Origin of the sequence: Pseudomonas veronii (assembly GCF_002028325.1) — a bacterium.
In the GTDB taxonomy this organism is placed as follows: Bacteria; Pseudomonadota; Gammaproteobacteria; order Pseudomonadales; family Pseudomonadaceae; genus Aquipseudomonas; species Aquipseudomonas veronii.
Window position 1 is genome coordinate 2213611 of sequence record NZ_CP018420.1, and the last position, 26634, is coordinate 2240244.

The 26634-nt window shown below is 62.0% G+C and carries 21 protein-coding genes; 12 read left to right on the forward strand and 9 right to left on the reverse strand.

From position 1 onward, the window contains the following. Positions 1 to 229: 229 nt before the first annotated feature. The gene (mrdA, locus tag PverR02_RS10340) at positions 230 to 2122 is read left to right on the forward strand and encodes a penicillin-binding protein 2 (RefSeq protein ID WP_079443257.1); all 1893 of its coding nucleotides are present in this window, start codon (positions 230 to 232) and stop codon (positions 2120 to 2122) included. 1 nt (position 2123) lies between these two features. On the opposite strand, the gene PverR02_RS10345 is transcribed toward mrdA, so the two are convergent. Beyond that, the gene (locus PverR02_RS10345) at positions 2124 to 2525 is read right to left on the reverse strand and encodes a GFA family protein (protein WP_079443258.1); all 402 of its coding nucleotides are present in this window, start codon (positions 2523 to 2525) and stop codon (positions 2124 to 2126) included. A 99-nt stretch (positions 2526 to 2624) separates the two neighbouring features. On the opposite strand from PverR02_RS10345, the gene PverR02_RS10350 reads away from it, so the two are divergent. The 5 genes from PverR02_RS10350 (at position 2625) to PverR02_RS10370 (ending at position 8197) form a co-directional block, all read left to right on the forward strand. Further along, the gene (locus PverR02_RS10350; RefSeq protein ID WP_046384125.1) at positions 2625 to 3098 is read left to right on the forward strand and encodes an SRPBCC family protein; all 474 of its coding nucleotides are present in this window, start codon (positions 2625 to 2627) and stop codon (positions 3096 to 3098) included. Positions 3099 to 3189: 91 nt separating this feature from the next. Further along, a complete protein-coding gene (locus tag PverR02_RS10355; RefSeq protein ID WP_079443259.1) occupies positions 3190 to 5547 on the forward strand; it encodes a DNA polymerase II in 2358 nt (785 codons plus the stop codon). Between the two features lie 79 nt (positions 5548 to 5626). Next, the gene (locus PverR02_RS10360; RefSeq protein ID WP_079443260.1) at positions 5627 to 6250 is read left to right on the forward strand and encodes a glutathione S-transferase family protein; all 624 of its coding nucleotides are present in this window, start codon (positions 5627 to 5629) and stop codon (positions 6248 to 6250) included. Then, positions 6247 to 7482 (forward strand): flavin monoamine oxidase family protein, encoded by a 1236-nt coding sequence (locus tag PverR02_RS10365; protein ID WP_079443261.1) that lies wholly within the window; start codon positions 6247 to 6249, stop codon positions 7480 to 7482. The genes PverR02_RS10360 and PverR02_RS10365 overlap by 4 nt, the downstream gene beginning before the upstream one ends. A 130-nt stretch (positions 7483 to 7612) precedes the next feature. Continuing rightward, positions 7613 to 8197, forward strand: coding sequence for a DUF4174 domain-containing protein (locus PverR02_RS10370; protein WP_079443262.1), 585 nt, complete (start codon positions 7613 to 7615; stop codon positions 8195 to 8197). 3 nt (positions 8198 to 8200) lie between these two features. On the opposite strand, the gene PverR02_RS10375 is transcribed toward PverR02_RS10370, so the two are convergent. Then, complete coding sequence (locus PverR02_RS10375) at positions 8201 to 9655, reverse strand: mannose-1-phosphate guanylyltransferase/mannose-6-phosphate isomerase (RefSeq protein WP_079443263.1); 1455 nt, start codon at positions 9653 to 9655, stop codon at positions 8201 to 8203. Positions 9656 to 9769: 114 nt separating this feature from the next. Continuing rightward, positions 9770 to 10450: an isonitrile hydratase gene (inhA, locus tag PverR02_RS10380; protein ID WP_017846925.1), complete on the reverse strand. Its 681-nt coding sequence runs from the start codon at positions 10448 to 10450 to the stop codon at positions 9770 to 9772. A gap of 89 nt (positions 10451 to 10539) precedes the next feature. Between inhA and PverR02_RS10385 the strand changes: the two genes are divergently transcribed. Then, entirely contained in the window at positions 10540 to 11508 is a 969-nt protein-coding gene (locus PverR02_RS10385; protein WP_017846926.1) for a GlxA family transcriptional regulator, read from the forward strand. Here PverR02_RS10385 and PverR02_RS10390 read toward each other — a convergent pair. The 3 genes from PverR02_RS10390 to PverR02_RS10400 all read right to left on the reverse strand — a co-directional run bounded on the left by PverR02_RS10390 (position 11505) and on the right by PverR02_RS10400 (position 15448). Further along, positions 11505 to 12404, reverse strand: coding sequence for an alpha/beta fold hydrolase (locus PverR02_RS10390; protein WP_046483289.1), 900 nt, complete (start codon positions 12402 to 12404; stop codon positions 11505 to 11507). The two genes, PverR02_RS10385 and PverR02_RS10390, sit on opposite strands and share 4 nt — an antisense overlap. Before the next feature lie 155 nt (positions 12405 to 12559). Further along, complete coding sequence (locus PverR02_RS10395; protein WP_079443264.1) at positions 12560 to 14383, reverse strand: glycoside hydrolase family 15 protein; 1824 nt, start codon at positions 14381 to 14383, stop codon at positions 12560 to 12562. A 174-nt stretch (positions 14384 to 14557) separates the two neighbouring features. Beyond that, on the reverse strand, positions 14558 to 15448 hold the full coding sequence (locus PverR02_RS10400) for a LysR family transcriptional regulator (protein ID WP_017846929.1): 891 nt from the start codon (positions 15446 to 15448) through the stop codon (positions 14558 to 14560). 167 nt (positions 15449 to 15615) lie between these two features. Here PverR02_RS10400 and PverR02_RS10405 point away from each other — a divergent pair, with 167 nt between their 5' ends. From PverR02_RS10405 to PverR02_RS10425, 5 genes are all read left to right on the forward strand, one after another. Continuing rightward, positions 15616 to 16698: a 4-oxalomesaconate tautomerase gene (locus PverR02_RS10405; protein ID WP_046384115.1), complete on the forward strand. Its 1083-nt coding sequence runs from the start codon at positions 15616 to 15618 to the stop codon at positions 16696 to 16698. Between the two features lie 44 nt (positions 16699 to 16742). Beyond that, on the forward strand, positions 16743 to 18074 hold the full coding sequence (dctA, locus tag PverR02_RS10410; RefSeq protein ID WP_046384114.1) for a C4-dicarboxylate transporter DctA: 1332 nt from the start codon (positions 16743 to 16745) through the stop codon (positions 18072 to 18074). A gap of 129 nt (positions 18075 to 18203) precedes the next feature. Next, entirely contained in the window at positions 18204 to 19508 is a 1305-nt protein-coding gene (locus tag PverR02_RS10415) for a CitMHS family transporter (protein ID WP_017846932.1), read from the forward strand. A 91-nt stretch (positions 19509 to 19599) separates the two neighbouring features. Then, positions 19600 to 20853, forward strand: a complete 1254-nt coding sequence (locus tag PverR02_RS10420) for an OprD family porin (protein ID WP_079443265.1) — start codon at positions 19600 to 19602, stop codon at positions 20851 to 20853. Positions 20854 to 20951: 98 nt separating this feature from the next. Continuing rightward, a complete protein-coding gene (locus tag PverR02_RS10425) occupies positions 20952 to 22625 on the forward strand; it encodes a methyl-accepting chemotaxis protein (protein WP_079443266.1) in 1674 nt (557 codons plus the stop codon). Positions 22626 to 22652: 27 nt separating this feature from the next. On the opposite strand, the gene tcuC is transcribed toward PverR02_RS10425, so the two are convergent. From tcuC to tcuA, 3 genes are read right to left on the reverse strand one after another with little or no spacing between them, the layout of a single operon-like run. Next, positions 22653 to 23948: an MFS transporter gene (tcuC, locus tag PverR02_RS10430; protein WP_104903574.1), complete on the reverse strand. Its 1296-nt coding sequence runs from the start codon at positions 23946 to 23948 to the stop codon at positions 22653 to 22655. A gap of 50 nt (positions 23949 to 23998) precedes the next feature. Beyond that, positions 23999 to 25156, reverse strand: coding sequence for a tricarballylate utilization 4Fe-4S protein TcuB (tcuB, locus tag PverR02_RS10435; RefSeq protein ID WP_046483275.1), 1158 nt, complete (start codon positions 25154 to 25156; stop codon positions 23999 to 24001). Then, entirely contained in the window at positions 25143 to 26594 is a 1452-nt protein-coding gene (tcuA, locus tag PverR02_RS10440) for an FAD-dependent tricarballylate dehydrogenase TcuA (RefSeq protein ID WP_079443267.1), read from the reverse strand. Before tcuA ends, tcuB begins: the two co-directional genes overlap by 14 nt. Between the last annotated feature and the right edge of the window lie 40 nt (positions 26595 to 26634).

Sequence of the window (26634 nt, forward strand, 5' to 3'; positions counted from 1 at the left end):
AATCCCCCCGCTGTTCGAGGCCACCCTTGCCATCTGGTAACAGTGGCCTCATCCCCTGATGCTCGGTGCCGTCTGACTCAACGGCACCACACGGCTCTTCCCAGGTACCGTTGGGGAAATCGATGCAAAGTGTTTCTGCATTTTTGTTATGGTGCAGCACATTTTCACAAGGATTGAGCTTTTATCCGCAGGACGCGGCGTCGACCTTTTTCAACGAGATGCTGTAGAAATGCCTCAACCAATCCCGATCAAAGACCACGAAAACGAAAACCGCCTGGTCAACAAGCGCCTGCTCGCCTGCGCCTTGTTGGTGATCGGCATCACCTGCGCCCTGGTGGGCCGCCTGTATTTCCTGCAGGTCGTGCAATTCGAGTATCACTCGACGATTTCTGAAAACAACCGTGTCCACGTACTGCCCATCACACCGACTCGCGGCTTGATCTATGACCGCAATGGCGTCGTGCTGGCCGACAACCGTCCAAGCTACAACCTGACCATCACCCGCGAGCGCACCACCGACCTCAAGGGCGAACTGGACGCGATCGTCAGCCTGCTGCACCTGCCGGCAGAAGACCGTGCCGTATTCGACAAGGCGCTGAAGCAGGCGCGGCATCCTTTTGTTCCGGTTACGTTGTTTTATGAGCTGACCGAAGAACAGATCGCCGAACTCGCCGTCAACGAATTCCGCCTGCCCGGTGTAGACGTCGAACCGCAATTCGTCCGCCACTACCCCCTGGGCGCGCATTTCGCTCACTCCATCGGTTACGTTGGCCGCATCAACGAAAAAGAATCCAAGGCCCTCGACTCGGTGGAGTACCGCGGCACGCAGTCCATCGGCAAGACCGGCATCGAGCGTTTCTACGAGTCAGAACTGCATGGTCATGTCGGCTATGAAGAAGTCGAGACCAATGCACAGGGGCGCGTACTGCGTGTGCTCAAGCATACCGACCCGATCCCCGGCAAAAACATCGTGCTGAGCCTCGATGTCAAACTCCAGGAAGCGGCGGAAGAGGCGCTGGGCGATCGTCGTGGCTCCGTGGTAGCCCTCGACCCGCAAACTGGCGAAGTACTGGCGATGGTCAGCAAGCCCAGCTTCGACCCTAACCTGTTCGTCACTGGCATCAGCTTCAAGGAATACGCCGCCCTGCATGATTCCATCGACCGGCCGCTGTTCAACCGCGTCCTGCGCGGTCTCTATGCGCCGGGTTCGACGATCAAGCCGGAAGTGGCCATCGCGGGTCTCGACAGCGGGGTAGTGACGGCCCAGACCCGCGTGTTCGACCCCGGTTACTACCAATTGCCCGACTTTGACCACAAATACCGCAACTGGAACCACAGCGGCGACGGTTGGGTGGATATGGACGCCGCCATCATGCGCTCCAACGACACCTATTTTTACGACCTGGCCCACAAGCTCGGCATCGACCGCCTGCACGACTACCTAGCCGAGTTCGGCCTCGGCCAGAAAGTCTCCCTGGACATGTTCGAAGAGTCGGCCGGCCTGATGCCGTCCCAGGCCTGGAAGCGCGCGACCCGGCGTCAGCCCTGGTTCCCGGGCGAAACGGTGATCCTCGGCATCGGCCAGGGTTATATGCAAGTCACGCCGCTGCAACTGGCCCAGGCCACTGCGTTGATTGCCAACAAAGGCGTGTGGAATCGGCCGCACCTGGCCAAGACCATCAACGGCGTGGCACCGGTGGACGAGCACCCGATGCCCAACGTGGTCCTCAAGAACCCGCGTGACTGGGAGCAGGTCAACCACGGGATGCAACTGGTGATGCACGACCCGCGCGGGATCGCCCGGGCGGCCGCGCAAGGCGCGCAATACCGCATCGCCGGCAAGAGTGGTACCGCGCAGGTAGTGGCGATCAAACAGGGCGAGCGCTACAACCGCGACAAAACCCAGGAGCGCCACCGTGACAACGCGCTGTTTGTCGGGTTTGCGCCAGCGGAGCACCCCCAGATCGTGATTTCGGTGATGATCGAAAACGGCGAGGCCGGTGGCCGCGTCGCAGGCCCGGTGGTGCGCCAGATCATGGACGCCTGGCTGCTCGACCACGAAGGCCACTTGAAGCCGCAATATGCGACGCCGAGCAAAGCCCCCGGCGACCCCCACGTCTGACTCACAGCTGCCATTCGTCCCACGGCTGCACGCCCTCATACGCCAGCCACGGCACATCGTGGGCCGTCCAGATGTGCGCGGTGGGCCTGATGCCCGGATCATCGTCCAGCGTCGCCACCCGCACAATCACATGGGGCTGATGCCCGCGCTCGGCCATCAGGTGTGAGCCACAGCGCGAGCAGAAGCGCCTGAATTTGCCTGGCGAGGATTCGAAGGCCGCCAACAGTTCTTCGCCCTGGGTCCAGCGAAAGTGCTCACGCATTACGCCGGCGGTGCTCACAAACGCTGCCGCATGCACCTTGCGACAGCTGTCGCAGTGGCAGTGGCTGATGGGCATGTCCAGGCTGTCCACCTGGTAGCGCACGGCTTTACAGAAGCAACTTCCATTCAACGGGTCAGTCATAACCTAAGGGCCTGGACAACAACGGGGGCATCATCATCGCGCAGAACCCAAGGTTGCGCATTAGTCGATGTCGCCTACTGTCAATGGAGGAGGTGACGTATGCACGTATCAGATCGTATAGAACGGAAAGTCCTACTGAACGCTCCACGCAAAAAAGTGTGGGAGGCACTCACCGATGCCGAGCAATTCGGCCGCTGGTTTGGCATCGCCCTCAAGGGCAAGACCTTTGTCGCCGGGGAAACGATCGAAGCGCCGATCACTTACCCAGGTTACGAACACGTGATCTGGAAAGCCAAGATCGAACGCATCCTGCCGCAGACGCGGTTTTCTTTCTCGTGGCACCCCTTCGCCGTCGAAAAGGGCTTCGACTACGACAAGGAAACACCGACGCTGGTGGAGTTCACCGTTGAAGACCGCGCCCCGGGCATTCTGCTGCGGGTCGTTGAATCCGGCTTCGACGCAGTGCCCGAAGCCCGCCGCCTGAAAGCCTTCAAAATGAATTCCCGCGGCTGGGACGAGCAAATGCGCAATATCGAAGGCTACCTGAGCCACTTCCACCAAGGCATCGCCTGAGGCGATTGCGCTCTGTGTGCGTTAACGTGCCGCGTTTGGCCGGATGCCGGGTAGAATCACGCCCTGAACGTGATTCCTGAGGTGCGGCACGGTGGATTTACAGCAGGGTTTTGTCCTGACCCGGCATTGGCGCGACACCCCGGCGGGGACGCAGGTCAGCTTCTGGCTGGCCACCGACCAGGGGCCGCGGCTTATTCGCCTCCCTGTGCAAAGCTCGGTGATATTCATCCCCGAAGCCCATCGCAAGCCGCTGGATTGGCTGCTCAAAGACGAGCGCGATATCGAATTGCGCCCGCTGGAGCTGTGCGATTTCCATCACCGCAAGGTATTAGGCCTCTACACCCGCCAGCATCGGCAACTGATGGACCTGGAAAAGCGCCTGCGCGCCGCCGGTGTCGATGTCTACGAAGGTGACGTGCGCCCGCCCGAGCGCTACATGATGGAGCGTTTCATCACCGCCCCCGTGTGGTTCGACGGCACGCCCGACGCCAGCGGCGCGCTGCTCGAAGCGCAGATGAAACCCGCCCCCGACTATCGTCCGCCGCTCAAACTGGTGTCCCTGGACATCGAGACCACCGCTCAGGGCGATCTGTATTCCATCGCCCTCGAAGGCTGCGGCGAGCGCCAGGTGTATATGCTCGGCCCGCCGAACAAGAGCGACGCGGTGGACTTCAAGCTCGACTACTGCGACACCCGCGGCCAATTGCTCGAACGCCTCAACCAGTGGCTGGCCACCCATGACCCCGATGCGATCATCGGCTGGAATGTGGTGCAGTTCGACCTGCGCGTGCTCCACGAACATGCCCAGCGCCTCAACGTGCCGCTCCTGCTCGGCCGCGGCGAAGAGCCCATGACCTGGCGCGAACACGGCAGCCGCAATCATTACTTCGCGGCCGCGGCGGGGCGGTTGATCATCGACGGTATCGAAGCGCTGCGCTCGGCCACCTGGAGTTTTGAATCCTTCAGCCTGGAAAACGTCGCGCAAACCCTGCTCGGCGAAGGCAAGGACATCTCCACGCCGTACCAGCGCATGGACGAGATCAACCGCATGTTCGCCGAGGACAAGCCGGCCCTGGCGCGTTACAACCTCAAGGACTGCGAACTGGTCACGCGGATTTTCGCCAAGACCGAGCTGCTCAAGTTCCTGCTCGAACGCGCCAGCGTCACTGGCTTGCCAGCCGACCGCAACGGTGGCTCCGTGGCCGCATTCACCCACTTGTACATGCCGCTGATGCACCGCCAGGGCTTCGTCGCGCCGAACCTGGGCGACAAACCGCCCCAGGCCAGCCCCGGCGGGTTTGTCATGGATTCACGCCCCGGCCTCTACGAATCGGTGTTGGTGCTGGACTACAAAAGCCTCTACCCGTCGATCATCCGCAGCTTCCTGATCGACCCTGTAGGCCTGGTCGAAGGCCTCAAGCACCCCGATGACAGTGCGTCGGTGGAAGGCTTTCGCGGCGCACGGTTTTCCCGCACCCGGCACTGCCTGCCCGCCATCGTCGCGCGCATCTCCGAAGGCCGCGAAGAGGCCAAGCGCGAACACAATGCACCGTTGTCCCAAGCGCTGAAAATCATCATGAACGCCTTCTACGGCGTGCTTGGCTCCAGCGGTTGCCGCTTCTTCGATACGCGCCTGGCGTCCTCGATCACCCTGCGCGGCCATCAGATCATGCGCCAGACCCGCGAACTGGTCGAAGCCCAGGGGTATGAAGTGATCTACGGCGACACCGATTCGACCTTCGTCTGGCTCGGCAGCGCGCATTCCCAGGAGGACGCCAGCCGCATCGGCCAGGCGCTGGTGCAGCACGTCAACGATTGGTGGCGCGCGCATTTGCACAACGCATTCGGCCTGCACAGCGCGCTGGAGTTGCAATACGAAACCCACTTCACGCGCTTCCTCATGCCGACCATTCGCGGCGCCGAGGAGGGCAGCAAGAAGCGGTACGCCGGGTTGGTGGTGCGCGGCGATGGCAGCGAAGAGATGGTCTACAAGGGCCTGGAAACCGTGCGCAGCGACTGGTCGCCCCTGGCCCGGCAATTCCAGCAGGAACTCTACCAGCGCATCTTCCACCGCCAGCCCCATCAGGATTACGTGCGCGACTACGTGCGGCGCACCTTGAGCGGCGAATTCGACGAGTTGCTGATCTACCGCAAGCGCCTGCGCCGCCGGTTGGACGACTACGAGCGCAACGTCCCGCCCCACGTGCGCGCCGCGCGCCTGGCCGACGACTACAACGACCGCATGAACCGCCCGCGTCAGTACCAGCGCGGCGGTTGGATCAGCTACGTGATCACCGTCAACGGCCCGGAGCCGCTGGAGGTGCGCCAGGCCCCGATTGACTACGACCACTACGTCACGCGGCAATTGCAGCCGGTGGCCGATGCGATTCTGCCGTTTGTGAATGACGACTTCGGCACCCTGGTCGGCGGGCAAATGGGCCTGTTCTGAAGTACTTGCCTCGCGTGGCTAAGCGTCTACGCTGTTGGCGTGCTCGGCAACTGCTACATGACATTCAGGAGGAACCCCCATGTACACGCTCTACGGCACCGACGACTCCGGCTCATGCATGATTGAAATTGCCCTGCCGCGTTGCGCGGTGCCGTGGCATCGGGTGGACGCCAGTTCCTGGCAGGACGGCGAAGGCAGTGCAGCGCTCGCACGGATCAACCCGCTCAAACAGATCCCCACGTTGGTCACGCCGGACGGCCAGGTGCTGACGGAAAGCGCGGCGATCCTGATCCACCTGGGCCTGGAATTCCCGGCCGCCAACCTACTCGCCGGCAACCGCGGCCAGATCCTTCGCGGCCTGGTGTACATCGCCGCCAATTGCTACTCGGCGATCGGCATCATCGACTACCCGCAACGCTGGCTGGGCAACGCCGATGAGGCGGCGCAAGCGCAATTGATCAGCGGCACGCGCCACTACCTGCACCAGGCCTGGAGGGTGTTCGCCGATCAGTTTGCCGACCAATTGTTCGCCCCCGACCAACAGCCGAATGCCCTGGGCATCATGGCGGCGGCGGTGTCGCACTGGGATGCGGCGCGAGAGGCGTTGCAAGCCTCGCGGCCGGCGTTCGCCCAGACCCTGGCCCGGGTGGACGCCGACCCGCTCGTAGCGCCGGTGTTCGCTCGGCATTGGCCGCAGCAATGACAGTGCCGCGTCCTATCGCCTGGCACGTCACGCGCTGGTGCGACGACCCCTATAGCCAAGGTGCCTACAGCGCAATGTTGCCGGGAGGCGATGTGAGCCTGCGGCGCCTGCTCTCGACGCCGATTGATAATCGTCTGTTCCTCGCTGGGGAAGCCTTCAACCACGATCATTGCGCCATGACCCACAGCGCTTGGGACAGTGGCATCCGCGCGGCGAATGCGGTGGCCGGCACCCGCGCCCGCAGGGTCATCGTTATCGGTGCCGGGTTTGCCGGCCTGAGTGCCGCACGTGCGTTGCAGGCGCAGGGTTTGGAGGTGCGCGTACTCGAGGCGCGCAACCGCATCGGCGGGCGCGTGAACAGTGTGGCCCTGGGTGACCATACGGTGGATGCGGGGGCCGCCTGGTTGCAGCACTATGCCCTCAACCCGTTGGCCCGACGAGCCGAGCAGTTGGGCCTGGAGCGACGGCCTACCGATTTCTCGCAACCATTGGCTGCCGCGTGGGATGGCCCCGTACCGGACATCAATGGCGCGTATGAACGCTTGAAACAGGCCATTGATCGTCATCAACCCTTGGCGCAGGGCATCGATCAATACCTTGCAACCCTCAATGCCCCCGAACGCCGCGCTGCCCGCTATGCCATCGACGCTAACCTGATCCTCGAAGCCGGGTTGCCCCTGGACCAGTTGTCGACGCATACGCTCGACGAGGAGGGCGTTGGCCACGGCGACCAGTTTCTGCCTCAAGGCTATCGGCAATTACTGGAAGACGCCGCCAGCGGCCTGAATATCCACCTCAATCACCCCGTGCAGCACGTCGCCTGGGACGAGCACGGCGTGTGGGTCGATGCCCTCAATGCAGATGCCTGCATCTGTACGGTGCCGATACCGGTACTCAAACACCTGCACTTTACGCCAGGCTTGCCGACGGCTTACCGAGAGGCCCTGGCGTTTTTCACCATGGGCCGCCTGGAAAAGGTCGTGCTGCAATTCGACCAGCGCTGGTGGCCGGTTTCCCGCGATGGTTATCTGCGTTGGTACGATCACCCCGCCAATTGGGGGGAGTGGCTGGATTTGACCGATGCCGTGGGTGCGCCGCTGATTGCCGGGTTGATCGCCGGTGATGCGGTGGACCGGCACTATCGAGGCAAGCTTGACGAGCAAATCGCACTGCAAGCCTGCGAAAAACTTGCGGCCTGGGCCTGCGCAATCAAAGGAAACAATGACTGCTAGCACTCGTCACCCCTTGCGTAGCCGGCGTCCTGACCTACGCTTTCTCAAGGCGGTGTAGGAATCATCCTTGAATTTGGCTGTCGCAGACATGAAACTCAAGAACCCTGCATGGAATTCAAAGGAGGTACGCATGCTCATCCGGTCGCTGACCCTGGCTACCTTGATGGCTTTTACGGGGCCGTTGTTGGCTGCTGATGATATCAACCCGCTCAAGCAGGATTTGGGCAAGGCCCGGCCGCTGGTGGTGGTGGAGCTTGATTCCGGCAATGACACACTGGCCAAGCTCAAGAAACAGCTGGACGAGCCTGCCACCAAGCAGTCCTTTGAAGAGCGCGGCATGGTGTTGTACACCGTGAAGTTCGGCAGCATCGGTGCCGAAGGGGAGAAGTTCGCCAAGGACCCCAAGGACAACAAGAAGCTTGCTCCGCCTGAAACCAACGCGCTGATCCGCGCCCTCAAATTAGGCGCCGGCAGCGGCACCAAAGTGATCCTGGTCGGCAAGGACGGCGAGAAGAAAGTCGAGAAGACCGTGCCGCCGGATACCCTCAACTTAAGCGATTTTTTCAGCGCCATCGACCAGATGCCGATGGCCGAGAAAGAAGCGGCTGCCGTTGCGGAACCCGAACCTGTCGCCCCCGCGCCAGGCAAGAACGCCAAGCCCGCCAAACCGGCGAAACCCGGCAGCAAACCGGCCCCTCAGCCATTGGATGACTGAGGCTTATCCTTCGGCGGGCGCGCGCCCATAGATATCATCGAAGCGCACAATGTCGTCTTCGCCCAGGTACTCGCCGCTCTGCACCTCGATCATCACCAGCTCGATGCTGCCGGGGTTGGTCAGGCGGTGTTTGTGCCCGGCCGGAATGTAGGTGGACTCGTTGGCGTTGATCTGCAATTCCCGCTCGCCATTGGTGATCTGCGCGGTACCGCTGACCACCACCCAGTGTTCGCTGCGGTGGTGATGCATCTGCAGCGACAGTGACGCCAGCGGCTTGACCACAATGCGCTTGATCTTGAAGCGCGCACTTTCCTCCAGCACCGTGTAGGTGCCCCATGGCCGCGTCACCGTGCGGTGCAGGTTGTACGCCGGATGGTTCTGGCGCTTGAGCTCGGCCACGATGTGGCGCACATCCTGGCTGCGGTGGGCATCGGCGATCAGCAGGGCGTCGGCGGTGTCGACGATGATCAGGTCGCGCACGCCCACCACGCCCAATACCCGCCTGGGCGAGTCGATGTAGCAGTTGTGGACGTCATGCAGAATCGCTTCGCCATTGACCTGATTGCCCTGGGCATCGCTGGGGGTGAGCTGGCGCAGGGTTTCCCAGGAGCCGATATCGCTCCAGCCGATATCGCAGGGCACCACGGCCACCTGCGTGGACTTCTCCATCAGCGCCACGTCGATGGACAGGTTCGGCGCGCCGCCGAAGCCATCGGCATCCAGTTCGCGCTGGCGCGAGGTTGTATTCTGCAGGCTCTGGCTGTGCGCCAGCGCGGCCTTGGCGGCCGCCAGCACCTGCGGGGCGTGGGTGGTCAGCTCGTTCACCAGGGTGCTGGCCTTGAAGCAGAATATGCCGGCGTTCCACAGGTGCTGGCCGCCGTCGAGGTAGCCTTGCGCGGTGGCCAGGTCGGGTTTTTCGACAAAGCGTTTGACCCGGTTTCCCGCACTCAACGCGGCGCCTTGTTCGATGTAGCCGAAGCCGGTTTCCGGGCGATCAGGCTCAATACCGAAGGTCACCAGGTAGCCGGCTGCGGCCAGCTCGCGGGCCTGGCTTACGGCCGCGGCGAACGCGCTTTCATTGAGGATCAAGTGGTCGGCGGGCATCACCAGCAACGGTGCGTCGTCGCCGAAGTGCTCCAGCACATGCAGCGCCGCCACCGCCATCGCCGCTGCCGTGTTGCGGCCGAAGGGCTCCAGCAACAAGTCCAGGGGCAGGCGGGCTGTGTTCACCAGGCGGTAGTCATCCAGCGTGCGAAACAGCAGGTCACGGTTGGTGACCGTCAGCACGTTTTCCACCCCGGGCAGGCGGCTGGCGCGCAGGAAGGTTTTCTGCAGCAGGCTCTGGCCATCGCGCATACGCATGAACGGCTTGGGCATGTTCTGCCGGGAGACTGGCCACAGTCGGGTACCCGAACCGCCGGAAATGATGCAGGGAATTAATCCGTCGTGGGTATTCATCAATAAACTTCTTGGGGGGGAAAGGGCAGCCCGCGCTTCGGAATCGAGCTTCGTCGCAATCGCGCTGCCCCGTATCATCGGCGACCCGCCGCGCAGCGGCAACTGCGACGCGTATCAACCCAGGCGCGCTGCCGCCCGCGCAGTGATTTCTGCGCGGACCTTGCGCGACTCTGCCGTGCGTTTGTTGGCCTCTTCCAGCACAGCCTTCGGCGCGGTATCCGGCCGGCCGGCATTGAACGGTGGCGCCGGGGCGTATTCGATCTGCAACTGCACCAATTGCGCTGTTGCTTCGTCGTACAGCTCAGCGGCCAGGGTCAGGGCGAAGTCGATCCCCGCAGTGATCCCGCCGCCGGTGAGCAGGTTGCCGTCACGCACCACGCGCGCCTGAACCGGAATGGCGCCGAGCGGGGCGAGCAGGTCGTGGTAGGCCCAATGGGTGGTGGCCTTGCGCCCGCGCAGCAAACCGGCCGCACCGAGCACCAGCGAACCGGTGCATACCGAGGTGACATAACGCGCGGTGAGCGCCTGGGCCCTGAGGAAGTCGAGGGTCTGCGGGTCTTCCATCAACGGGCCGACGCCGCTTCCGCCAGGGACGCAGAGCACATCCAGGTGTGGGCAATCGGCGTAGGTCATGGTCGGCGTGAACACCAGCCCGGTGCTGGAGGTGACCGGCGAAAGGTCTTTCCACACCAGGTGCAACTTCACATCCGGTAGTGAGCCCAAGACGTCATAGGGGCCGGTGAGGTCCAGTTGCTGGATGCCGGGGAACAACAGAAAGCCGATCTGCAAGGTCATGAATGAAGCTCCGATAAGGGGTGGACGGTTTCACTCTAGAGGCCTAGGCTTTGGCGAATACGCCATTGAACCCACGAATCACGCCAAACATGCCGCGCATCATTCATGTACTCGCTTTTGATAATGCCCAAGTGCTCGACGTGACCGGGCCCTTGCAGGTGTTCGCCTCGGCCAACGACCTTGCGCGCCAGCGCGGTGCGCCGTTGCCCTACGCGGTTTCGGTGATCGCCGCCCAGGCGGCGCCGGTGATGACCTCCGCCGGCCTGGCGCTGGTGGCCGAGCCGTTGCCCGCCGTCGACACGCCTTGCGACACCCTGCTCATCGCCGGCGGCTGGGGTGTCTACGGCGCCGCCGAAGACCTGGCGCTGGTGGACTGGGTGCGCGAAAAAGCCCGGCACACCCGGCGCATGGCCTCGGTGTGTACCGGGGCTTTTCTGCTGGCGGCCAGTGGCTTGCTCGACGGCTGTCGCGTGGCGACGCACTGGACACGCTGTGAAGAGCTGGCGCGCAAGTTCCCGGCGCTGACGGTGGAGGCCAACCCGATTTTCATCCAGCAGGGCACCGTGTGGACGTCGGCCGGTGTAACCGCCGGGATCGACCTGTGCCTGGCCTTGGTGGAACAAGACCTGGGCCGCGCCGTGGCCCTGGAAGTCGCGCGGCACCTGGTGGTTTTCCTCAAACGCCCCGGTGGCCAATCGCAGTTCAGCGTGACCTTGTCATTGCAAAAAGGCGACAGCCGCTTTGCCGAGTTGCACGCGTGGATCGCGGAGCACCTGACCCTCGACCTGACCCTCGCCACCCTGGCCGCCCAGGCCGGCATGAGCGAGCGCAGCTTCGTGCGTCACTACCGCGCCGAAACCGGCCAGACCCCCGCGCGCGCGGTCGAGCTGATCCGCGTCGAAACCGCCCGCCGGCAACTGGCGGACAGCAGCACATCGATCAAACGCATCGCCGTGCAGTGCGGGTTTGGTTGTGAAGAGACCTTGCGGCGCAGCTTCCTGCGGGTCTTGTCAGTCACGCCGCAGGCTTATCGCGAGCGCTTTTCGCCAGCGGCCTAGGCGAGCAATTCCAGGAGTGCCTCAAGGGTCGCTTGCGGCGCTTCCTGAGGGATATTGTGGCCGACGCCGGGCAACACCTGCCGCCGATAGAAGCCGCTGAAGTGCTGTGCGTCGTCATCCTCCAGCGGCGGCGGGCCCACGCCATCATCTGCGCCGCACAGCGAAATCGTCGGCACCGTGATCGGCGGTTGCAGCGCCAGCGCCTGTTCGATGGGCGCCAGTGCGGGATCGCCCGGTGCATACATGAAGCGGTGACGGTAGGAATGAATCACCACGTCGACAAAGTCCGGGTTATCGAACGATGGCGCGCTCTGGCCATAGAGGCTGGGGCCTGCCGCCCAGGAGGGCGACCACAGTGACCACAGCAATTGGCAAAACGCCCGGCGATTGGCGGTCAACCCATCCACGCCACGCTGGGTGTGGAAATAGTACTGGTACCACAACCGATGCTCCGTCTCTGGCGGCCTGGGCTCGAGCGACTTGGCAATGTCCTGGATGTTGTAGCCGTCCCCGCTCACCAACCCGCGCACGCGCTCCGGCCACAGTGCCGCGACAATACAGGCGGCACGCCCACCCCAGTCGTAGCCCGCCAGGGTGGCCCGCGGGATACACAGCGCATCCATGAACTCCAGCAGGTCCTTGGCCAGCGCGGCCTGTTGCCCGGAGCGCATCACCTGCGCGTTGATAAACCGCGTCGGGCCATAACCACGCAGGTACGGCACCCACACCCGACAGCCGCGCTCGGCCAGGGCCGGGGCGATATCGTCATAGCCGCGAGGGTCGTAGGGGAAACCGTGCAGCAGGATCACCGGTTCACCGTCGACGGGGCCGTGGGCTTCATACGCCACATCGAGCATCGAGGTGCGTACATAAAACAGCGCAGGGGCGATGGGCATGATGGGCTCCTATCGGGTGGGCGATGACTGCCGATGACACTACCGCCGATCCGTTAACGCCACAAGGCTGAGAGCGTCGAGGGCCAAGAGTGTCCGGCGTTCAAGTTGCCCGACCCACCGTCATCGCGGCCTCGCTGACCCTCGACGGGTGGCGTTCAAGGCTGCCACACCGTCTTCGCGCCGCTCAACTTGCGGTCCAGAAACGTTGCCGCGCTGATCAGTGCCAAATGGCTCAACGCCTGCGGCGTATTGCCCAGGTGGCGCGCCTGGTTGTCGAACTCTTCGGCGTACAACCCCAGCGGGTTGGCGTAGCGCAGCAACTGCTCAAACTCCAGATGCGCCTTTTCGACCTGCCCGGCGCGGGCCAGGCATTCGACGTACCAGAACGAGCAGGCGGCAAACGCGCCTTCGGTGCCTGGCAGGCCGTCGATCCGGCTGTCGTCGTTGCGATAGCGATAGACCATACCGTCGCGCACCAGGCTTTTCTGGATCGCTGCCAGCGTCGAGAGCCAGCGCGGGTCGGTGGCGGCGACGAAGCGCACCAGCGGCATGAGCAGCATCGAACCGTCCAGCGCGGTGCTGCCGGTATGCTGCACAAAGTGCCCGCGTTCTTCGTTCCAGAAATTGCCCCAGATATCCGCGTAGATCGCCTGGCGCGTCTGGTCCCAGCGCGCGAACGGCGCCGGCAGCGAGCGTTTGGACGCCAGGCGGATCGCACGGTCCAGCGCCACCCAGCACATCAGCCGCGAGTGCAGGAAGTGATGCTGCTCGCCGCGCATTTCCCAGATACCCACGTCTTTGCGGTTCCAGATATCACAGACCTGATCCGCGAGTTCGACCGTGTGTTTCCAGCCGTCGTGGGAAATGGCTTCGCCGTATTTGTTGACCAGATAAATCGCGTCCATCAACTCGCCGTAGATGTCCAGTTGGACCTGGTCGAACGCCTCATTGCCGATACGCACCGGCGTCGCGCCGCCATGCCCGCGCAAGTGCGTCAGCTGAGTTTCGGGCAGTTGCTGGCGGCCGTCGATGCCATACAGGATGTTGATCTTGACGGGCTGGTCGCTGCAGTCGCTGACCCGCCCTCTGAGCCAACGCATGTAGTGATTGGCTTCGTCGACAAAACCCAGGCGCATGAACGCGTAGACCGTGAACGAGGCGTCACGGATCCAGGTGTAACGGTAGTCCCAGTTGCGCTCGCCGCCGGGCGATTCGGGCAGGCCGAAGGTGGCGGCGGCGATGATCGCGCCATGTTTGCGCGAGGTCAAAAGCTTCAGGGCCAGGGCCGAGCGGTTGACCATTTCGCGCCAGCGCCCGCGGTAGTTCGATTGCGCAATCCAGCCGCGCCAGAACGCCACGGTGTGCGTCAACGCCAGGTCGGTGCAGCTGCTGTCGACGCGCGGGTCGTCCTGCCCGCCGAGGACGAATTCGGCGCCTTCCTCCTGGGCCAGGACGAAGCTGGCCACTGCGGCGTTGTCTTCGACCTGCAGTGCGTGGCTGCTCGACAAGCGCAGAGCGGGCTGGCCGTGGGCGGCGAAACACACCGTGCCGTTGTCGAGGCCGGCGTGGGTGGGCGCGCGCGCATAGTCATGACGCACGGCGCAGCGCAGGTGGATCGTCACCTGGCCGCTGACCGCACGCACGCGGCGAATCAACAGGGGCAGGTCGTCCTCCTCACCGATGGTCAACAGGTCAGTGATTTCCACCACGGCGTCATCGCTGAGCCAGCGGGTCTGCAGCACGTTGGTGTCGGGCAGGTAGATCTGTTCGCGGCGGGCGTTGGGCAGGTCTGGCGTGAGCTGGAAAATGCCGGCGTCGGGCGTGTCGAGCAGCGCGCAGAAGATCGACGGGCTGTCGAATTCCGGCCAGCAGAAAAAGTCGATGCTGCCCTTGTCGTTCACCAGGGCGGCGCTGCGCATGTCGCCGATGATGCCGTGGGCGTCGATGGCGCTCTGTGGCTCGTGCTTGAAATCAACCATTGCCGCCGCCGGTCACCAAGGCTACTTGTTGCTGCCGCGAGAGATGCATCCGTTACCCACCGTTGAGTTGCGTTCAGTTAGCTGACTGGCGGGGCAGGGCACAAGTTCACCGAAAACACCACAACTTGGCTGGCGCTCGCGGTAAATGACACACCGCTCGCCAGCAGAACCCATTCACTTCTCCCATTGCTCAAGCAGAATCGAAACAAATTTCTCCGCCGCTGGGGATAACGAGGCTCCCCGGCGGTAAACCAGTCCCAATGAACGGTTCACAATGGGCTCTATCAACGGGATGCTGACCAACGTCGGATGATCCACGGCAGGCATCGCCAGGCTCGGCACGGCCGAGACGCCGAGGCCGGCTTCCACCAGGCCCAGCGACGTCGAAAGGTGTTGCACCTCATAGAACCACTGCGGGCGCCAGCTCAAGCCCGACAAGGCATGGTCGAGCAACATCCGGTTGCCGCTCAGGCGTCCGACGCCGATCAAGCGGTAGTTGCTGAGTTCAGACCAGGTCACCGCGCTACGTTCCGCCAGTTCATGATCGCGTCGACACGCCAATACAAAAGGCTCGTCGACCAATGGCACAAATTCTATGTCGGGGTGCTGGCCGCTCATCATGTTGATGCCGAAGTCGGCTTCTCCGCGCAGCACGGCCTCCAGGCCTTCGTTGGCGCTGAGATCGAGCAGGCGGATACGGATTTGCGGATAGCGCTCGTTGTAGAGGCGGATGACCGAAGGCAGGAAGTAAAAGGCTGCGGTCGGGATGCAGGCAAGGGTGACCCGTCCGCTCTGTCGCTCTGCCAGCTCTCGGATGTTGAGTATCGAGTCGTCGAAGTCGTCCAGCAGGCGGCGTGCCTTGGGTAGAAAGTCCCGACCAACGCTCGTGAGACTCACCCTTCTGGTGGTGCGATCGAGAAGGGCGGTCCCCAAGCCTTCCTCCAGTTTTTTCATCCTCCGGCTCAGCGCCGGCTGGGACAGGTGCAATGCATCGGCAGCCTCGTGGAAGCTCCCGAGTTCGGCGATTTTCACGAACGATCGTATGTCATTTAGCTCATATTGCATTTTTTATAACTCGATGGAAGAGGGCGGCGGCGTTCAATCATCCTAGGTTTGTCATTCGTTAAACGCAATAATCAGGCTGATATTTGCATTGGAAACATTTTTTAAAGCCTGCGACTCTTGCCTCAAGAGCATTAATCAACCCGATTGATCAATAAGAGTCAGTGGTCATGCAACGAATTCCTTGTGTGCTTATGCGCGGCGGTACGTCCAAGGGGCCAGTATTTCTCGCCTGGGACCTGCCTGATGCGATCGAACAGCGTGATGAGCTGCTGCTCAACCTGATGGGCTCCGGCCATGAGCTGGAAATTGACGGCATTGGCGGTGGGAGCCCGCAAACCAGCAAGGTCGCCATCGTCAGCCCATCGCTGCACCCGGACGCGGATGTCGACTATTTGTTCGTGCAGGTCATGGTTTCCCAGCGTCGAGTCGATACCGCACCCAATTGCGGCAATATGCTTTGCGCCGTTGGCCCGTTTGCGGTCGAGCAGGGGCTGGTCAAGGCGTCTAAAGGCCTGACGCGTGTGCGTATTCGCAACCTCAACACGGGGACGTTTGTGAACGCAGACGTACACACTCCCGAGGGGACCGTCAGCTATGAAGGCGACACCGCCATTGATGGCGTGCCGGGGACTGCCGCTCCCGTGCAGCTGACCTTCCTGGATGCCGCGGGCAGCAAAACCGGCAAGCTGTTCCCGACGGGGCAGACTCAGGACCTGATCGACGGTGTCCCGATGACCTGCATCGACATGGCGATGCCGATGATGATCATCGAGGCTGGCCAATTGGGTAAACGTGGGGATGAAAGCCCTGCTGAACTGGATGCCGACAAAGCCTTCCTGGGGCGCCTGGAGTCTCTGCGGCTGCAAGCCGGCCTGGCCATGGGGTTGGGCGACGTCAGTGATAAAGTGATCCCCAAGCCCGTACTGGTGTCGCCGGCCAAGGCGGGCGGCACCCTTCAGGTGCGCTATTTCATGCCGCACAACTGCCACCGGGCACTGGCGATTACCGGCTCTATCGGCTTGGCCACCGCGTGCGTCAGCGAAGGCAGCGTGATTGCTCAATTGCTTGGCGGGGTGAGTGAGCCGCGCTTGAAACACGTTCGAATTGAACATCCCAGTGGCGCAATAGACGTTGTACTGTCCTACACCGGGGCTCAGGGTGAGACAATTCGCGCTTCGGTAGTGCGAACATCGCGCAGGCTGTTCTCCGGTTATGTCTACGCCGCGGCTTCCCAACGACTTGCCGGATAACGTCCTTTAGTCATTGTCGTTTCTGCATCAGCACAATTCTAAAAATGGGTGATGCCATGAAGTTTGTAAAATCGCTCTACGTCCAGATTCTCTTCGCCGTGCTGTTGGGCGTGCTGGTCGGGCATTTCTGGTCACAACAGGCCATAGCCTTGAAGCCGCTGGGTGATGCCTTCATCAAGCTGATCAAGATGATGATCGCTCCCGTGGTGTTCTGCACCATCGTCACCGGTATCGCCGGCATGAGCGACAAGCGCTCCCTCGGGCGTTTGTTGAGCAAGACCCTGTTGCTGTTCCTGGGCCTGACCGTGATCAGCCTGATCATCGGCCTAGTGGCGGTCTATCTGTTCAAGCCCGGTGTGGGCATGAACATCGACCCTACCCAGTTGAGCACCAAGGGGCTGTCGCACTACACCGATTCTGCGGCGAAGCTGGGCGTGGTCGAGTTTTTCATGCACATCATCCCCGACACGTTCATCGGTGCTTTCAATAAAGGTGAGGTGCTGCCGGTTCTATTCATTGCGGTGCTGTGCGGGTTTGCGCTTTCGGCCATTGGCGAGCGCGGCAAGCCGCTACTGGATGTACTGGAGTCCGCTTCGCACATGGTCTTCAAGATCTTCTCCTACCTGATGCGCTTCGCGCCGATCGGTGCCTTTGGTGCCTTGGCGTTCACGGTCGGGCAGTACGGCATTACCTCGTTGGGCTCGTTGGCCAAGCTGATCATGACGCTGTACATCGCCTGCGCATTTTTCGTGTTTGTGGTGCTGGGGAGCATCTGCCGCGCGCATGGCTTCAGTCTGTGGAAGTTGCTGCGCTACTTGCGCGAAGAGTTCCTGGTGGTCCTCGGCACGTCGTCCACCGAGCCGGTAATGCCGCGGATGTTGGAAAAACTCCAGGCCCTGGGTTGCAACAAAGGCGTGGTCGGGCTGGTGCTGCCCACGGGTTACTCGTTCAACCTCGACGGTACGGCGATCTACCTCTCGCTGGCGGCGGTGTTCATTGCCCAGGCCTGCAACATCGATCTGAGCCTGACCCAGACCGTGACCATGCTGGCAATCATGCTGCTGTCCTCGAAAGGCGCCGCCGGTGTCACCGGCTCCGGTTTTGTCGCACTGGCGTCAACGTTGACGGTCATTCACGACATTCCCTTGGCCGGCCTTGCCCTGCTGATCGGTATCGACCGCTTCATGTCGGAAGCCCGGGCCTTGACCAGCCTGGCCAGTAATGCGGTGGCGACCGTGGTGATGTCCCTCTCGGAAAATGCCTGCGATCGCGAAGTACTGATGCGGACGCTGGACGGCAAACCTTCCCCCATTGCCATCTCGGCCCAGGCCCAGAACCCGGACTGGGATGGTGTGACGGTCACGGACCGCGTCTGACCGGTCGCGGCTGCGCCCAGACACCTTAAACACCTCAAATAAACACTCCCCGCCAGGCACAACTGGCGGGCGCGGAGTCGTGCGCCTGTGCATCGGCCCCGTTACTTATAAGAACAAGAGAACTGACTTATGCTCGCATTGCTTGGCTTGGCCATGGTGGTGGTTTTCACCTTCCTGATAATGACTAAACGGCTGTCGCCGATTGTCGCCCTGACGCTGGTTCCGATAGTGTTTGCCGTGATTGGCGGTTTCGGCGGCACTACCGGCAAGATGATGCTCGACGGCTTGAAAATGGTCGCACCGTCGGCCGCGCTCCTGCTGTTCGCGATCCTGTTTTTCGGCTTGATGATCGACGCCGGCCTGTTTGACCCGCTGATTCGCAAGATCCTCAAGCGCGTCAACGGCGACCCGATGAAAATCGCTGTCGGCACCGCGTTGCTTTCGCTGGTGGTGGCATTGGACGGTGACGGCACCACCACCTACATGATCACCTGCGCAGCCATGCTTCCGCTGTATAAGCGCATCGGCATGAACCCGATGATTCTGGCGACCATTTCCATGCTTTCGCTGAGCATCATGAGCGGCATGACCCCCTGGGGAGGGCCCGCGACCCGCGCGATCGCGGCACTGGGCCTGGATGCCGGGGCCTACTTCGTACCCTTGCTGCCGACCATGATCGGCGGCGCGATGTGGGTGGTGTTCACCGCGTTCCTGCTGGGCCGCGCCGAGCGCAAGCGCATCGGTAACATTCAATTGGAGAGCGGCGGCGGTAACTGCTACATCAACGCAATACTCGAGGACACGCCGCACAAGCGCCCGAAACTGGCCTACGTCAACCTGCTGCTGGTCATCGCGGTGATGGTCGCGCTGGTGATGGGGATCATGCATTCCGCGATCCTGTTCCTGATCGGGTTCGTCCTGGCGCTGATGATCAACTATCCGCAACTGGATATTCAGAAGGAACGCATCCTTGCCCATTCGGGCAACGCCATGACGGTCGTATTGTTGGTGTTTGCCGCGGGCATCTTTGCCGGGATTTTCTCTGGCACGAAGATGGTCGATTCTCTCGCGCAGACACTGGTTGACTGGATTCCGCCGTCCTGGGGGCACCTGTTCCCGCTGGTCGTGGCCGTTACCAGCATGCCGCTGACGTTCGTCCTGTCCAACGATGCCTACTACTTCGGCGTGGTGCCTATCCTGGCCAACGCCGCCGCGGCCTACGGCATTGATCCGCTGGAGATCGCCCGCGCATCGATTCTGGGGCAGCCGGTGCATCTGATGAGCCCGTTGGTCGCCTCGACCCTGTTGTTGGTCGGGATGGTCGATCGCGATATCGGCGATTTCCAGAAAGCCACCGTCAAGTGGGCCGTGCTCACCTCATTGGTCATCACGGCGCTGGCTTTGTTGACCGGGGCGATCAGTCTCTTCACCTGATTCAACCCAACCTCCTGTTTTTCACTGACGCGCCTCACCCGCGAGGCGCGCGATCTCCTGCACGCCAAATAACAACAATGAGTAGTTTGCTATGAACACTGTACATACCCAACGGGTGCTGTTTTCACTGCTTGGTTTGTTGCCGCTGGCCAGTGCCAGCGCCGAAGGATTTATCGATGACAGCAAGCTCAAGCTGCAATTGCGCAACGTCTATTTCAATGAAAACTTTCGCGACGAGCATGGCTTGAGTGCCCGATCGGCCAGGACCGCCAAGAGCGAACGCACCGAATGGGCCCAGGGATTCCTGCTGGATTACCAGTCGGGATTCACCCCAGGCACCGTTGGGTTTGGGGTGGATGCCCTGGGCCTGCTTGGGGTCAAGCTCGACTCCGGACGTGGCCGCAGCGGTACAGGCTTGTTGCCGGTTCACGCTGACGGGCGTGCGGCCGACGAGTTCGCCAGCCTGGGCATGACCGCCAAGGCCCGACTGGCCAAGACCACGCTCAAATACGGGACCTTGCTGCCCAAGACACCGGTACTGATCTACAACGATGCGCGTCTGATGCCGCAAACCTACCAAGGCGCACAGATCAACAGCCTCGACATCGAGAACCTCAGCCTCACCGGGGGCCACCTCGATCGATTCAAGCTGCGTGACTCCACCGACAGCATGCCGATTGTGCCCGACGGCTATAGCGGCGCTGAATCCGGAGACTTCAGTTATGCCGGCGGAGAATACAAGCTGGGGAAAAACATTCGCCTGAGTTACTTCTACGGCGAACTGGAGAACTTCTACCGGCAGCATTTTGCCGGCATCCAGCACGATCTACCCTTGGGCGGCGGCGTGCTGACCAGTGATTTGCGCTACTTCAACAGTGTCGATAGCGGCTCTGCCTACGGCGGCAAGATCGATAACAACATGCTCAGTGGGCAACTGTCCTACGCCATTTCCGGGCATACCTTCGGTGGCGGGTATCAGACCCTCAGCGGGGATGCCGGGTTGCCATACATCAGTGGCGCGACCGTCTATTCGTTCAGTAACGCCGGTATCGGTAAGTTTATCGAAGAGGACGAGAAGACCTGGATGCTCAACTACGGCTTCAACTTCGCCGCCCTGGGTGTCCCTGGCCTGACCTTTTCCACGCGTTACCTGAGCGGTAACGACGGTAAGTCCAACACCACGGTCAAGGAATGGGAACGCGATGCCGAACTGGCCTACGTGGTGCAGCAAGGCACCTTCAAAGGCCTGGGAGTGAAGCTGCGCAATTACGTCTACCGCTCGGATTTCTCCCGTGGTCGTGACAGTAATCGGATCTACTTCACCTACGACATCGCGCTCTGGTGATCCACTGCTCGCGGCCACGCGACATTCGCGGCCACGCGACATTCGCGGGCCGCTTTTGCATCGGCGGCTTCATAGGATCGGGGTGAAGGAATCAAATAATGTCGTTCAAAACCAAAATACTGTTGCTGACCTTATTGCCGGTGCTGTTGTTTGCGCTGGTTTTAGGGTTGAGCGCGCGCAGCACGTTGCAGGCCCAGGCCGAGCAGGAAGTCGCACAGACCCGTGAGCGGCTGCTCGAGGAAAGCCGCACCCGACTCAAGGATTACGCGAGCATCGCTCAGACGTCCATCACCGAACTGTATGAGCGGGCGGCTGCCGGGGACCTTTCCGGGCGAGCCTTGGCAATCAGCCGACTGTCCAACGTGAAGTATGGCGATGACGGGTATTTCATCGGCTATGACAGTCAGGTCGTGCGCCTGTTTCGCGGTGACAGCAGCGAAGGCGTCGGCACCAACATGAGTGATCGCAAAGACATCAACGGGAAGTACCTGAACCGCGAGATGGTCGAAGCGGCCAAAAACCAAACGCACTTCGTCACCTATTCGGGTGGGGTCGTCAACACCGATAAGGTGGTGCCCAAGCTCGCTTACAGTTTCTATTTGCCCAAGTGGGACATGGTTGTCGTCACCGCGGTCAATCTGGACAGCATTGAAACCCAGGTCGCCAACGTGCGGGCCGATGTCGAGCTGCGCATACACCACTTGATGCTCAGCATTGCGCTTATCGCTGCCGCGCTGATCGGCATCATCGGGGCACTCGCGCTTCTGCTGGTCAAGCGCAGCTTACGGCCCTTGACCTTGATCCGCGCTCACCTCGATGAAATCGCCGCGGGCGAGGGGGATCTGACGCGGCGGCTGCCGCTTGTGAGTCGCGACGAACTGGGGCAACTGGCCGGTTCGTTCAATGCCTTTATCGAAAAGATTCACAGCCTGGTCAGCCAGATCGTCGCGATGAGCGAACAGTTGACCGGGTCTGTCAGCCATGTGGCCGAGCAGAGCCGGCAGATTGACCGGGCCATGGATCGGCAGCGCCTGGAAACCGACCAAGTGGCCGCGGCGATAAACCAGATGTCATCGGCGGCGCAGGAAGTCTCGGCCAGCGCGCACAATGCGGCAAACGCAGCGGTCGAGACCGACAGGCAGTCCCGTCACGCCAGGCAGATCGTCAACGGCAGTATTGCGCGCATTCAGGCACTGACGGTCGAGCTGGATGAGAGTGGCCTGTCGATGCAGAATCTGCAAAACGACGTGACGTCTATCGTCACCGTGCTGGACGTCATTCGCTCGATTGCCGAACAGACCAACCTTTTAGCCCTCAATGCGGCCATCGAAGCCGCGCGTGCCGGTGCGGCCGGGCGCGGGTTTGCCGTGGTTGCCGATGAAGTGAGGGCGTTAGCCAGTCGCACTCAGCGCAGTACCCAGGAAATCCAAGCGATGGTCGAGCGTCTGGAGAGCGCTACCGGCGGGGTGGTCACGGCCATGCACCAATCCACCGAAGCCGCCCAGGGCGCTAACGCCGAGGCCGACCAGGCGGGTGAGTTTCTGGGCAACACGGTCGAGCTGATCGCCACGATCAATGCAATGAACGCGCAAATCGCAAGTGCCGCGGAAGAGCAAACCGCGGTGGCTGAAGAGATCAACCGCGGAGTGCATCAGATCGCACGCGCCATCGACGCGGTTGCCAACCAGACGCAGCAGGGCGTCCAGACCGTCGATGAGTTGTATGCGATCGGCAGCCGCCTGCAAGGCTTGCTGGGGCAATTCAGAATCTGAGGCCTCCCTGCAGGGATACCGCGCTTATCAGGCGTTGACCGTCACCGCGTTTTGCTTGCGATACAAGATCGTCGTCGCGGTGAACCCGCACAACGCCGCAAACATCAGCCAGTAGGCCGGTGATGCCTTATCGCCGGTTACTTGCACCAAAAGGGTGGATACGGCGGGTGTAAAGCCGCCAAACACTGCGGTCGCCAAGCTGAACGCCAGGGAGAACCCGACGACCCTGACGTTCTGCGGCATCACCTCAGTCAGCGCGGCAACCATTGCGCCGTTGTAAATGCCAAAGAAGAACGAGAAGTACAGCAGCACGCTGAGGAGTCGTTCGAAGCTGGCCGCGGCGGCCAGCCAATGCATGGCGGGGTAAGCGGTGCATAGGCACAACAAAGAGATCGCCAGCAATAACGGGCGCCGGCCGATACGGTCGGAGAGTGTGCCGCCGATGGGCAACCAAATGAAGTTGCTCAGGCCGACGAAGAGCGTGACCACCAGGCTGTCGGTGGTGCTCAGGTTCAGTACCGAACGGCCGAAAGTCGGGGTGTAGACGGTGATCAGGTAGAACGTGGTGGTGGTCATCGACGCCAACAGACCGCCAGCCAGTACCGTGCGCCAGTTGTCGCGCATTGAGCGGAACACTTCATTGGCCGTTGGGTGATGCTTGCGTGCTTTGAACGCCTCGGTTTCCTGCAACGAACGGCGAATGATGAAGATGAACGGGATGATCACGCAGCCGATAAAGAACGGGATGCGCCAGCCCCAGGCAGCTACCTCGGCGGCTGCCATGGACGCGTTGATCGTGTAACCCAGCGCTGCCGCAAGAATGATCGCCACTTGTTGGCTGGCCGATTGCCAACTGGTGTAGAACCCGCAGCGGCCCGGCGTGGCGATTTCAGCCAGGTACACCGAAACGCCCCCCATCTCCGCCCCGGCGGAGAAGCCCTGCAACAGTCGTCCCATCAACACCAATACCGGTGCTGCCACTCCGATGCTGGCGTAGCCGGGCACGAGTGCAATCAATACCGTCCCGGCCGCCATGATCGACAGCGTTACGATCAGGCCCTTGCGCCGTCCCACCTTGTCGATGTACGCCCCCAGCACGATAGCGCCCAGCGGACGCATCAGGAACCCGGAGCCGAATACGGCGAAGGTCATCATCAGCGAAGCGAACTCGCTGGTGGCAGGAAAGAACGTCTGGGAGATGTAGGTCGCGTAGAACCCGAACAGAAAGAAGTCGAACTGTTCGAGAAAGTTGCCGCTGGTGACCCGCAGGATGGCGCCCAGTTTTGAACCCTTGGACGGGGTGTTTTGTGTTGTTGTTTTCATTATGGCTACCGTGGTGATCAATCTTGTTTTTGGAATGACGGTCTTGACGATCAGTCGCTTGCGGCGTTGATGGGGTTGGGTTGACGTTTTTCGATGGAGTACTTGAGCAGCGCGGCGCTGCGGAAGATGCCGTGGGCGAATTTGCTGTAGGGCATGGTCAGGAAAAAAGCCATGACCAGGCCGAGATGGATCGCCAGCAACAGGCCCAGGGCCATGCTTTCGCGAAACGCCAGGAGTGCCAGGCCGCTGGCGCTGACGAGAAACAACAGTGCGATGAAGCCGCGATCCATGGGCTTCTGCTGTTCATCGCCGTGTTCGGCGTTGCGCCGCAGGTTCAACCACAAGAGCCCCGCCGGGCCGACCAGCAACCCGAACCCGCCGACGATGCCGAGCATCACCGGCACGCTCAAGACGGGGTAGGGCGCCGACCAGCCCAGCAGGAAATGGTAGAGCGTGGCCACGCCGGTGGCGGCGAAGCACAGCATGAAGCCGTAGAAGGTGAAGTGATGGAAGCGCCGCCGCCACAAGGTGAATCGATCATCGGCGTTATTGCAGCCCTCGCCGTGGCCACCATCCAGGTACTTGAGCGTGGCCACATTGGCGCTCGCTTCCAGGGCCGCCGATGTTGTTTGCTGGCAGGAGGCCTCGACCGGCGAGACATTGCGCCAAAAGCGCCGCACGCCGATCGCCAATGCAAGCACCGCGAAACCAAACACTGCGCCGAACATCAGGGCCAGGGTGTTATGCGGGAAGATTCCGTAGAAATTCCCCCCGGGCATTGCCGTGAACAGATTGCCCATCATCATCAACGTCAGGCAGAGGAACAGCGCCAGCCCCGCGCCGGATGCCAGCGCCAGGGTCAGCCCGTTGCGCCGGTATAACGTGCCCATCGCTTGCGGCCAGGCGTACTCGGCATACGTGTCGAGGCGGACTTTGGCCATGGCCTTGGGCACATTGATCGCAAATTCATGCGGTGCGGCGTACTGGCAGGCATGCAGGCACGCACCGCAGTTATGGCAAAGGTTCGCCAGGTAATGGATGTCCGCCTGAGAAAATTCCAGGCGTCGGGTCATGGCCGGGAATACCGCGCAGAAGCCCTCGCAATAACGGCAGGCATTGCAGACCGTCATTTGTCGCTGGACTTCACTTTCATCAAGGTTGAGGACGGGAATCAGCGTGCCCGGCGCCTTGGGATCAAACAGCTGCATGTTGCGGCTCCTGGGATGAAGGGGTGATGAAGCCGGCCGCGGCGGCGGCTTGCACGCCGGCAATGCGACCGAATGCGGTGCCGATGGCCATGCCGATGCCGGCGGTGTAGCCCTTGCCCAATACGTTGCCAGCCATCATTTCTCCGGCGACGAACAGGTTCGGGCTCGCCTGGCCGTTGAAGCGAACGGCGGCGGTAGCGTCGGTGGCGAGGCCTAAATAGGTGAAGGTCACGCCCGGCTTGAGCGGGTAGGCGCAGAAGGGGGGCTTGACCAATGGGCGGGCCCAATGGGTTTTGGCGGGCGTCAAACCTTCGGTGCGGCAATCGTCCAGGGCGGTGTGGTCGAACGTACCGACGCGGCAGGCCGCGTTGTAGGCCTGGATGGTGCTGACAAATGGCGCCACCGGGAGCTTCAGCTGGCGCGCCAGGTCTTCCAGCGAGTTGGCTTTGGTGCCCGGAAACACCGGCGGCATGAACCGACCGATGGCTTGTTGGTCGATGATCGAATAAGCCTGTTGACCGGGCTGCCCCGCGACCAGGCGCCCCCAGATCGCATAGCGCTTGGGCCAGAAATCCTCGCCCTCGTCATAGAAGCGCTCGCCGTCGCGATTGACCACCACGCCCAGCGATACACAATCGATACGCGTGCAGATGCCGCCGTCATACAACGGTGCGCGGGCGTCGATGGCCACCATGTGCGCCTGGGTCGGGTCGCCGATAAAATCGGCGCCCAGTTGCTGCATGCGCCGCAGCAGTACGCCGGTATTGAAGCGCGTGCCGCGAATCAGAAAGTTGTCCGAAGGCCACTCGCCGCGCTCGTTTTGCCCCCACGCTTCACGCAGCCATTCGCGGTTGGATTCGAACCCGCCCGCCGCCAGCACGCACGTCCTGGCCTGGATACGTTCGGCGGGCAGACGTTGCCCTTCGGCATCGCGCGCGCTCAGGTGGGCCGCGACAAATGTTCCCCCGTTCAATTCGATGTCGGTCACTTGCGCGTTGTAGCGGATGTTCACGCCCAACCGCTCGGCGCTGCGGTAATACGCGTTCACCAACGCCTTGCCGCCGCCCATGAAAAACGCGTTGGTGCGCGCGACATGCAGCGCGCCGGACAACGACGGCTGAAAATGCACGCCATGGGCGCGCATCCAGTCACGGCAGTTCGATGAGGCGCGGATGACCAGACGAGCGAGCTTCTCGTTGGTCATCCCGCCGGTGACTTTCAGCAGATCCTGCCAATACTCCTCTTCGGGGTAGGCCTCGACCAATACATCCTGGGGCGCGTCGTGCATGCAGCGCAGGTTGCGGGTGTGTTGCGAGTTGCCGCCGCGCCAGGCTTTGGGCGCGCTTTCAAGCAACATCACGCTGGCGCCGGCCTCTCGGGCCATTAACGCCGCGCACAAGGCGGCATTGCCGCCGCCAATGACTAATACGTCGATCATCATCACTCCTCGATCGCGAGGAGGCGTGAACGAAGGGCTC

Excerpts from the sequence above, each read along its gene's own strand:
- mrdA (WP_079443257.1), top strand. The coding sequence starts at position 230 with ATGCCTCAACCAATCCCGATCAAAGACCACGAAAACGAAAACCGCCTG.
- PverR02_RS10345 (WP_079443258.1), bottom strand. The coding sequence starts at position 2,525 with ATGACTGACCCGTTGAATGGAAGTTGCTTCTGTAAAGCCGTGCGCTAC.
- PverR02_RS10350 (WP_046384125.1), top strand. The coding sequence starts at position 2,625 with ATGCACGTATCAGATCGTATAGAACGGAAAGTCCTACTGAACGCTCCA.
- PverR02_RS10360 (WP_079443260.1), top strand. The coding sequence starts at position 5,627 with ATGTACACGCTCTACGGCACCGACGACTCCGGCTCATGCATGATTGAA.
- PverR02_RS10365 (WP_079443261.1), top strand. The coding sequence starts at position 6,247 with ATGACAGTGCCGCGTCCTATCGCCTGGCACGTCACGCGCTGGTGCGAC.
- PverR02_RS10370 (WP_079443262.1), top strand. The coding sequence starts at position 7,613 with ATGCTCATCCGGTCGCTGACCCTGGCTACCTTGATGGCTTTTACGGGG.
- PverR02_RS10375 (WP_079443263.1), bottom strand. The coding sequence starts at position 9,655 with ATGAATACCCACGACGGATTAATTCCCTGCATCATTTCCGGCGGTTCG.
- inhA (WP_017846925.1), bottom strand. The coding sequence starts at position 10,450 with ATGACCTTGCAGATCGGCTTTCTGTTGTTCCCCGGCATCCAGCAACTG.
- PverR02_RS10385 (WP_017846926.1), top strand. The coding sequence starts at position 10,540 with ATGCCGCGCATCATTCATGTACTCGCTTTTGATAATGCCCAAGTGCTC.
- PverR02_RS10390 (WP_046483289.1), bottom strand. The coding sequence starts at position 12,404 with ATGCCCATCGCCCCTGCGCTGTTTTATGTACGCACCTCGATGCTCGAT.
- PverR02_RS10395 (WP_079443264.1), bottom strand. The coding sequence starts at position 14,383 with ATGGTTGATTTCAAGCACGAGCCACAGAGCGCCATCGACGCCCACGGC.
- PverR02_RS10400 (WP_017846929.1), bottom strand. The coding sequence starts at position 15,448 with ATGCAATATGAGCTAAATGACATACGATCGTTCGTGAAAATCGCCGAA.
- PverR02_RS10405 (WP_046384115.1), top strand. The coding sequence starts at position 15,616 with ATGCAACGAATTCCTTGTGTGCTTATGCGCGGCGGTACGTCCAAGGGG.
- dctA (WP_046384114.1), top strand. The coding sequence starts at position 16,743 with ATGGGTGATGCCATGAAGTTTGTAAAATCGCTCTACGTCCAGATTCTC.
- PverR02_RS10415 (WP_017846932.1), top strand. The coding sequence starts at position 18,204 with ATGCTCGCATTGCTTGGCTTGGCCATGGTGGTGGTTTTCACCTTCCTG.
- PverR02_RS10420 (WP_079443265.1), top strand. The coding sequence starts at position 19,600 with ATGAACACTGTACATACCCAACGGGTGCTGTTTTCACTGCTTGGTTTG.
- PverR02_RS10425 (WP_079443266.1), top strand. The coding sequence starts at position 20,952 with ATGTCGTTCAAAACCAAAATACTGTTGCTGACCTTATTGCCGGTGCTG.
- tcuC (WP_104903574.1), bottom strand. The coding sequence starts at position 23,948 with ATGAAAACAACAACACAAAACACCCCGTCCAAGGGTTCAAAACTGGGC.
- tcuB (WP_046483275.1), bottom strand. The coding sequence starts at position 25,156 with ATGCAGCTGTTTGATCCCAAGGCGCCGGGCACGCTGATTCCCGTCCTC.
- tcuA (WP_079443267.1), bottom strand. The coding sequence starts at position 26,594 with ATGATCGACGTATTAGTCATTGGCGGCGGCAATGCCGCCTTGTGCGCG.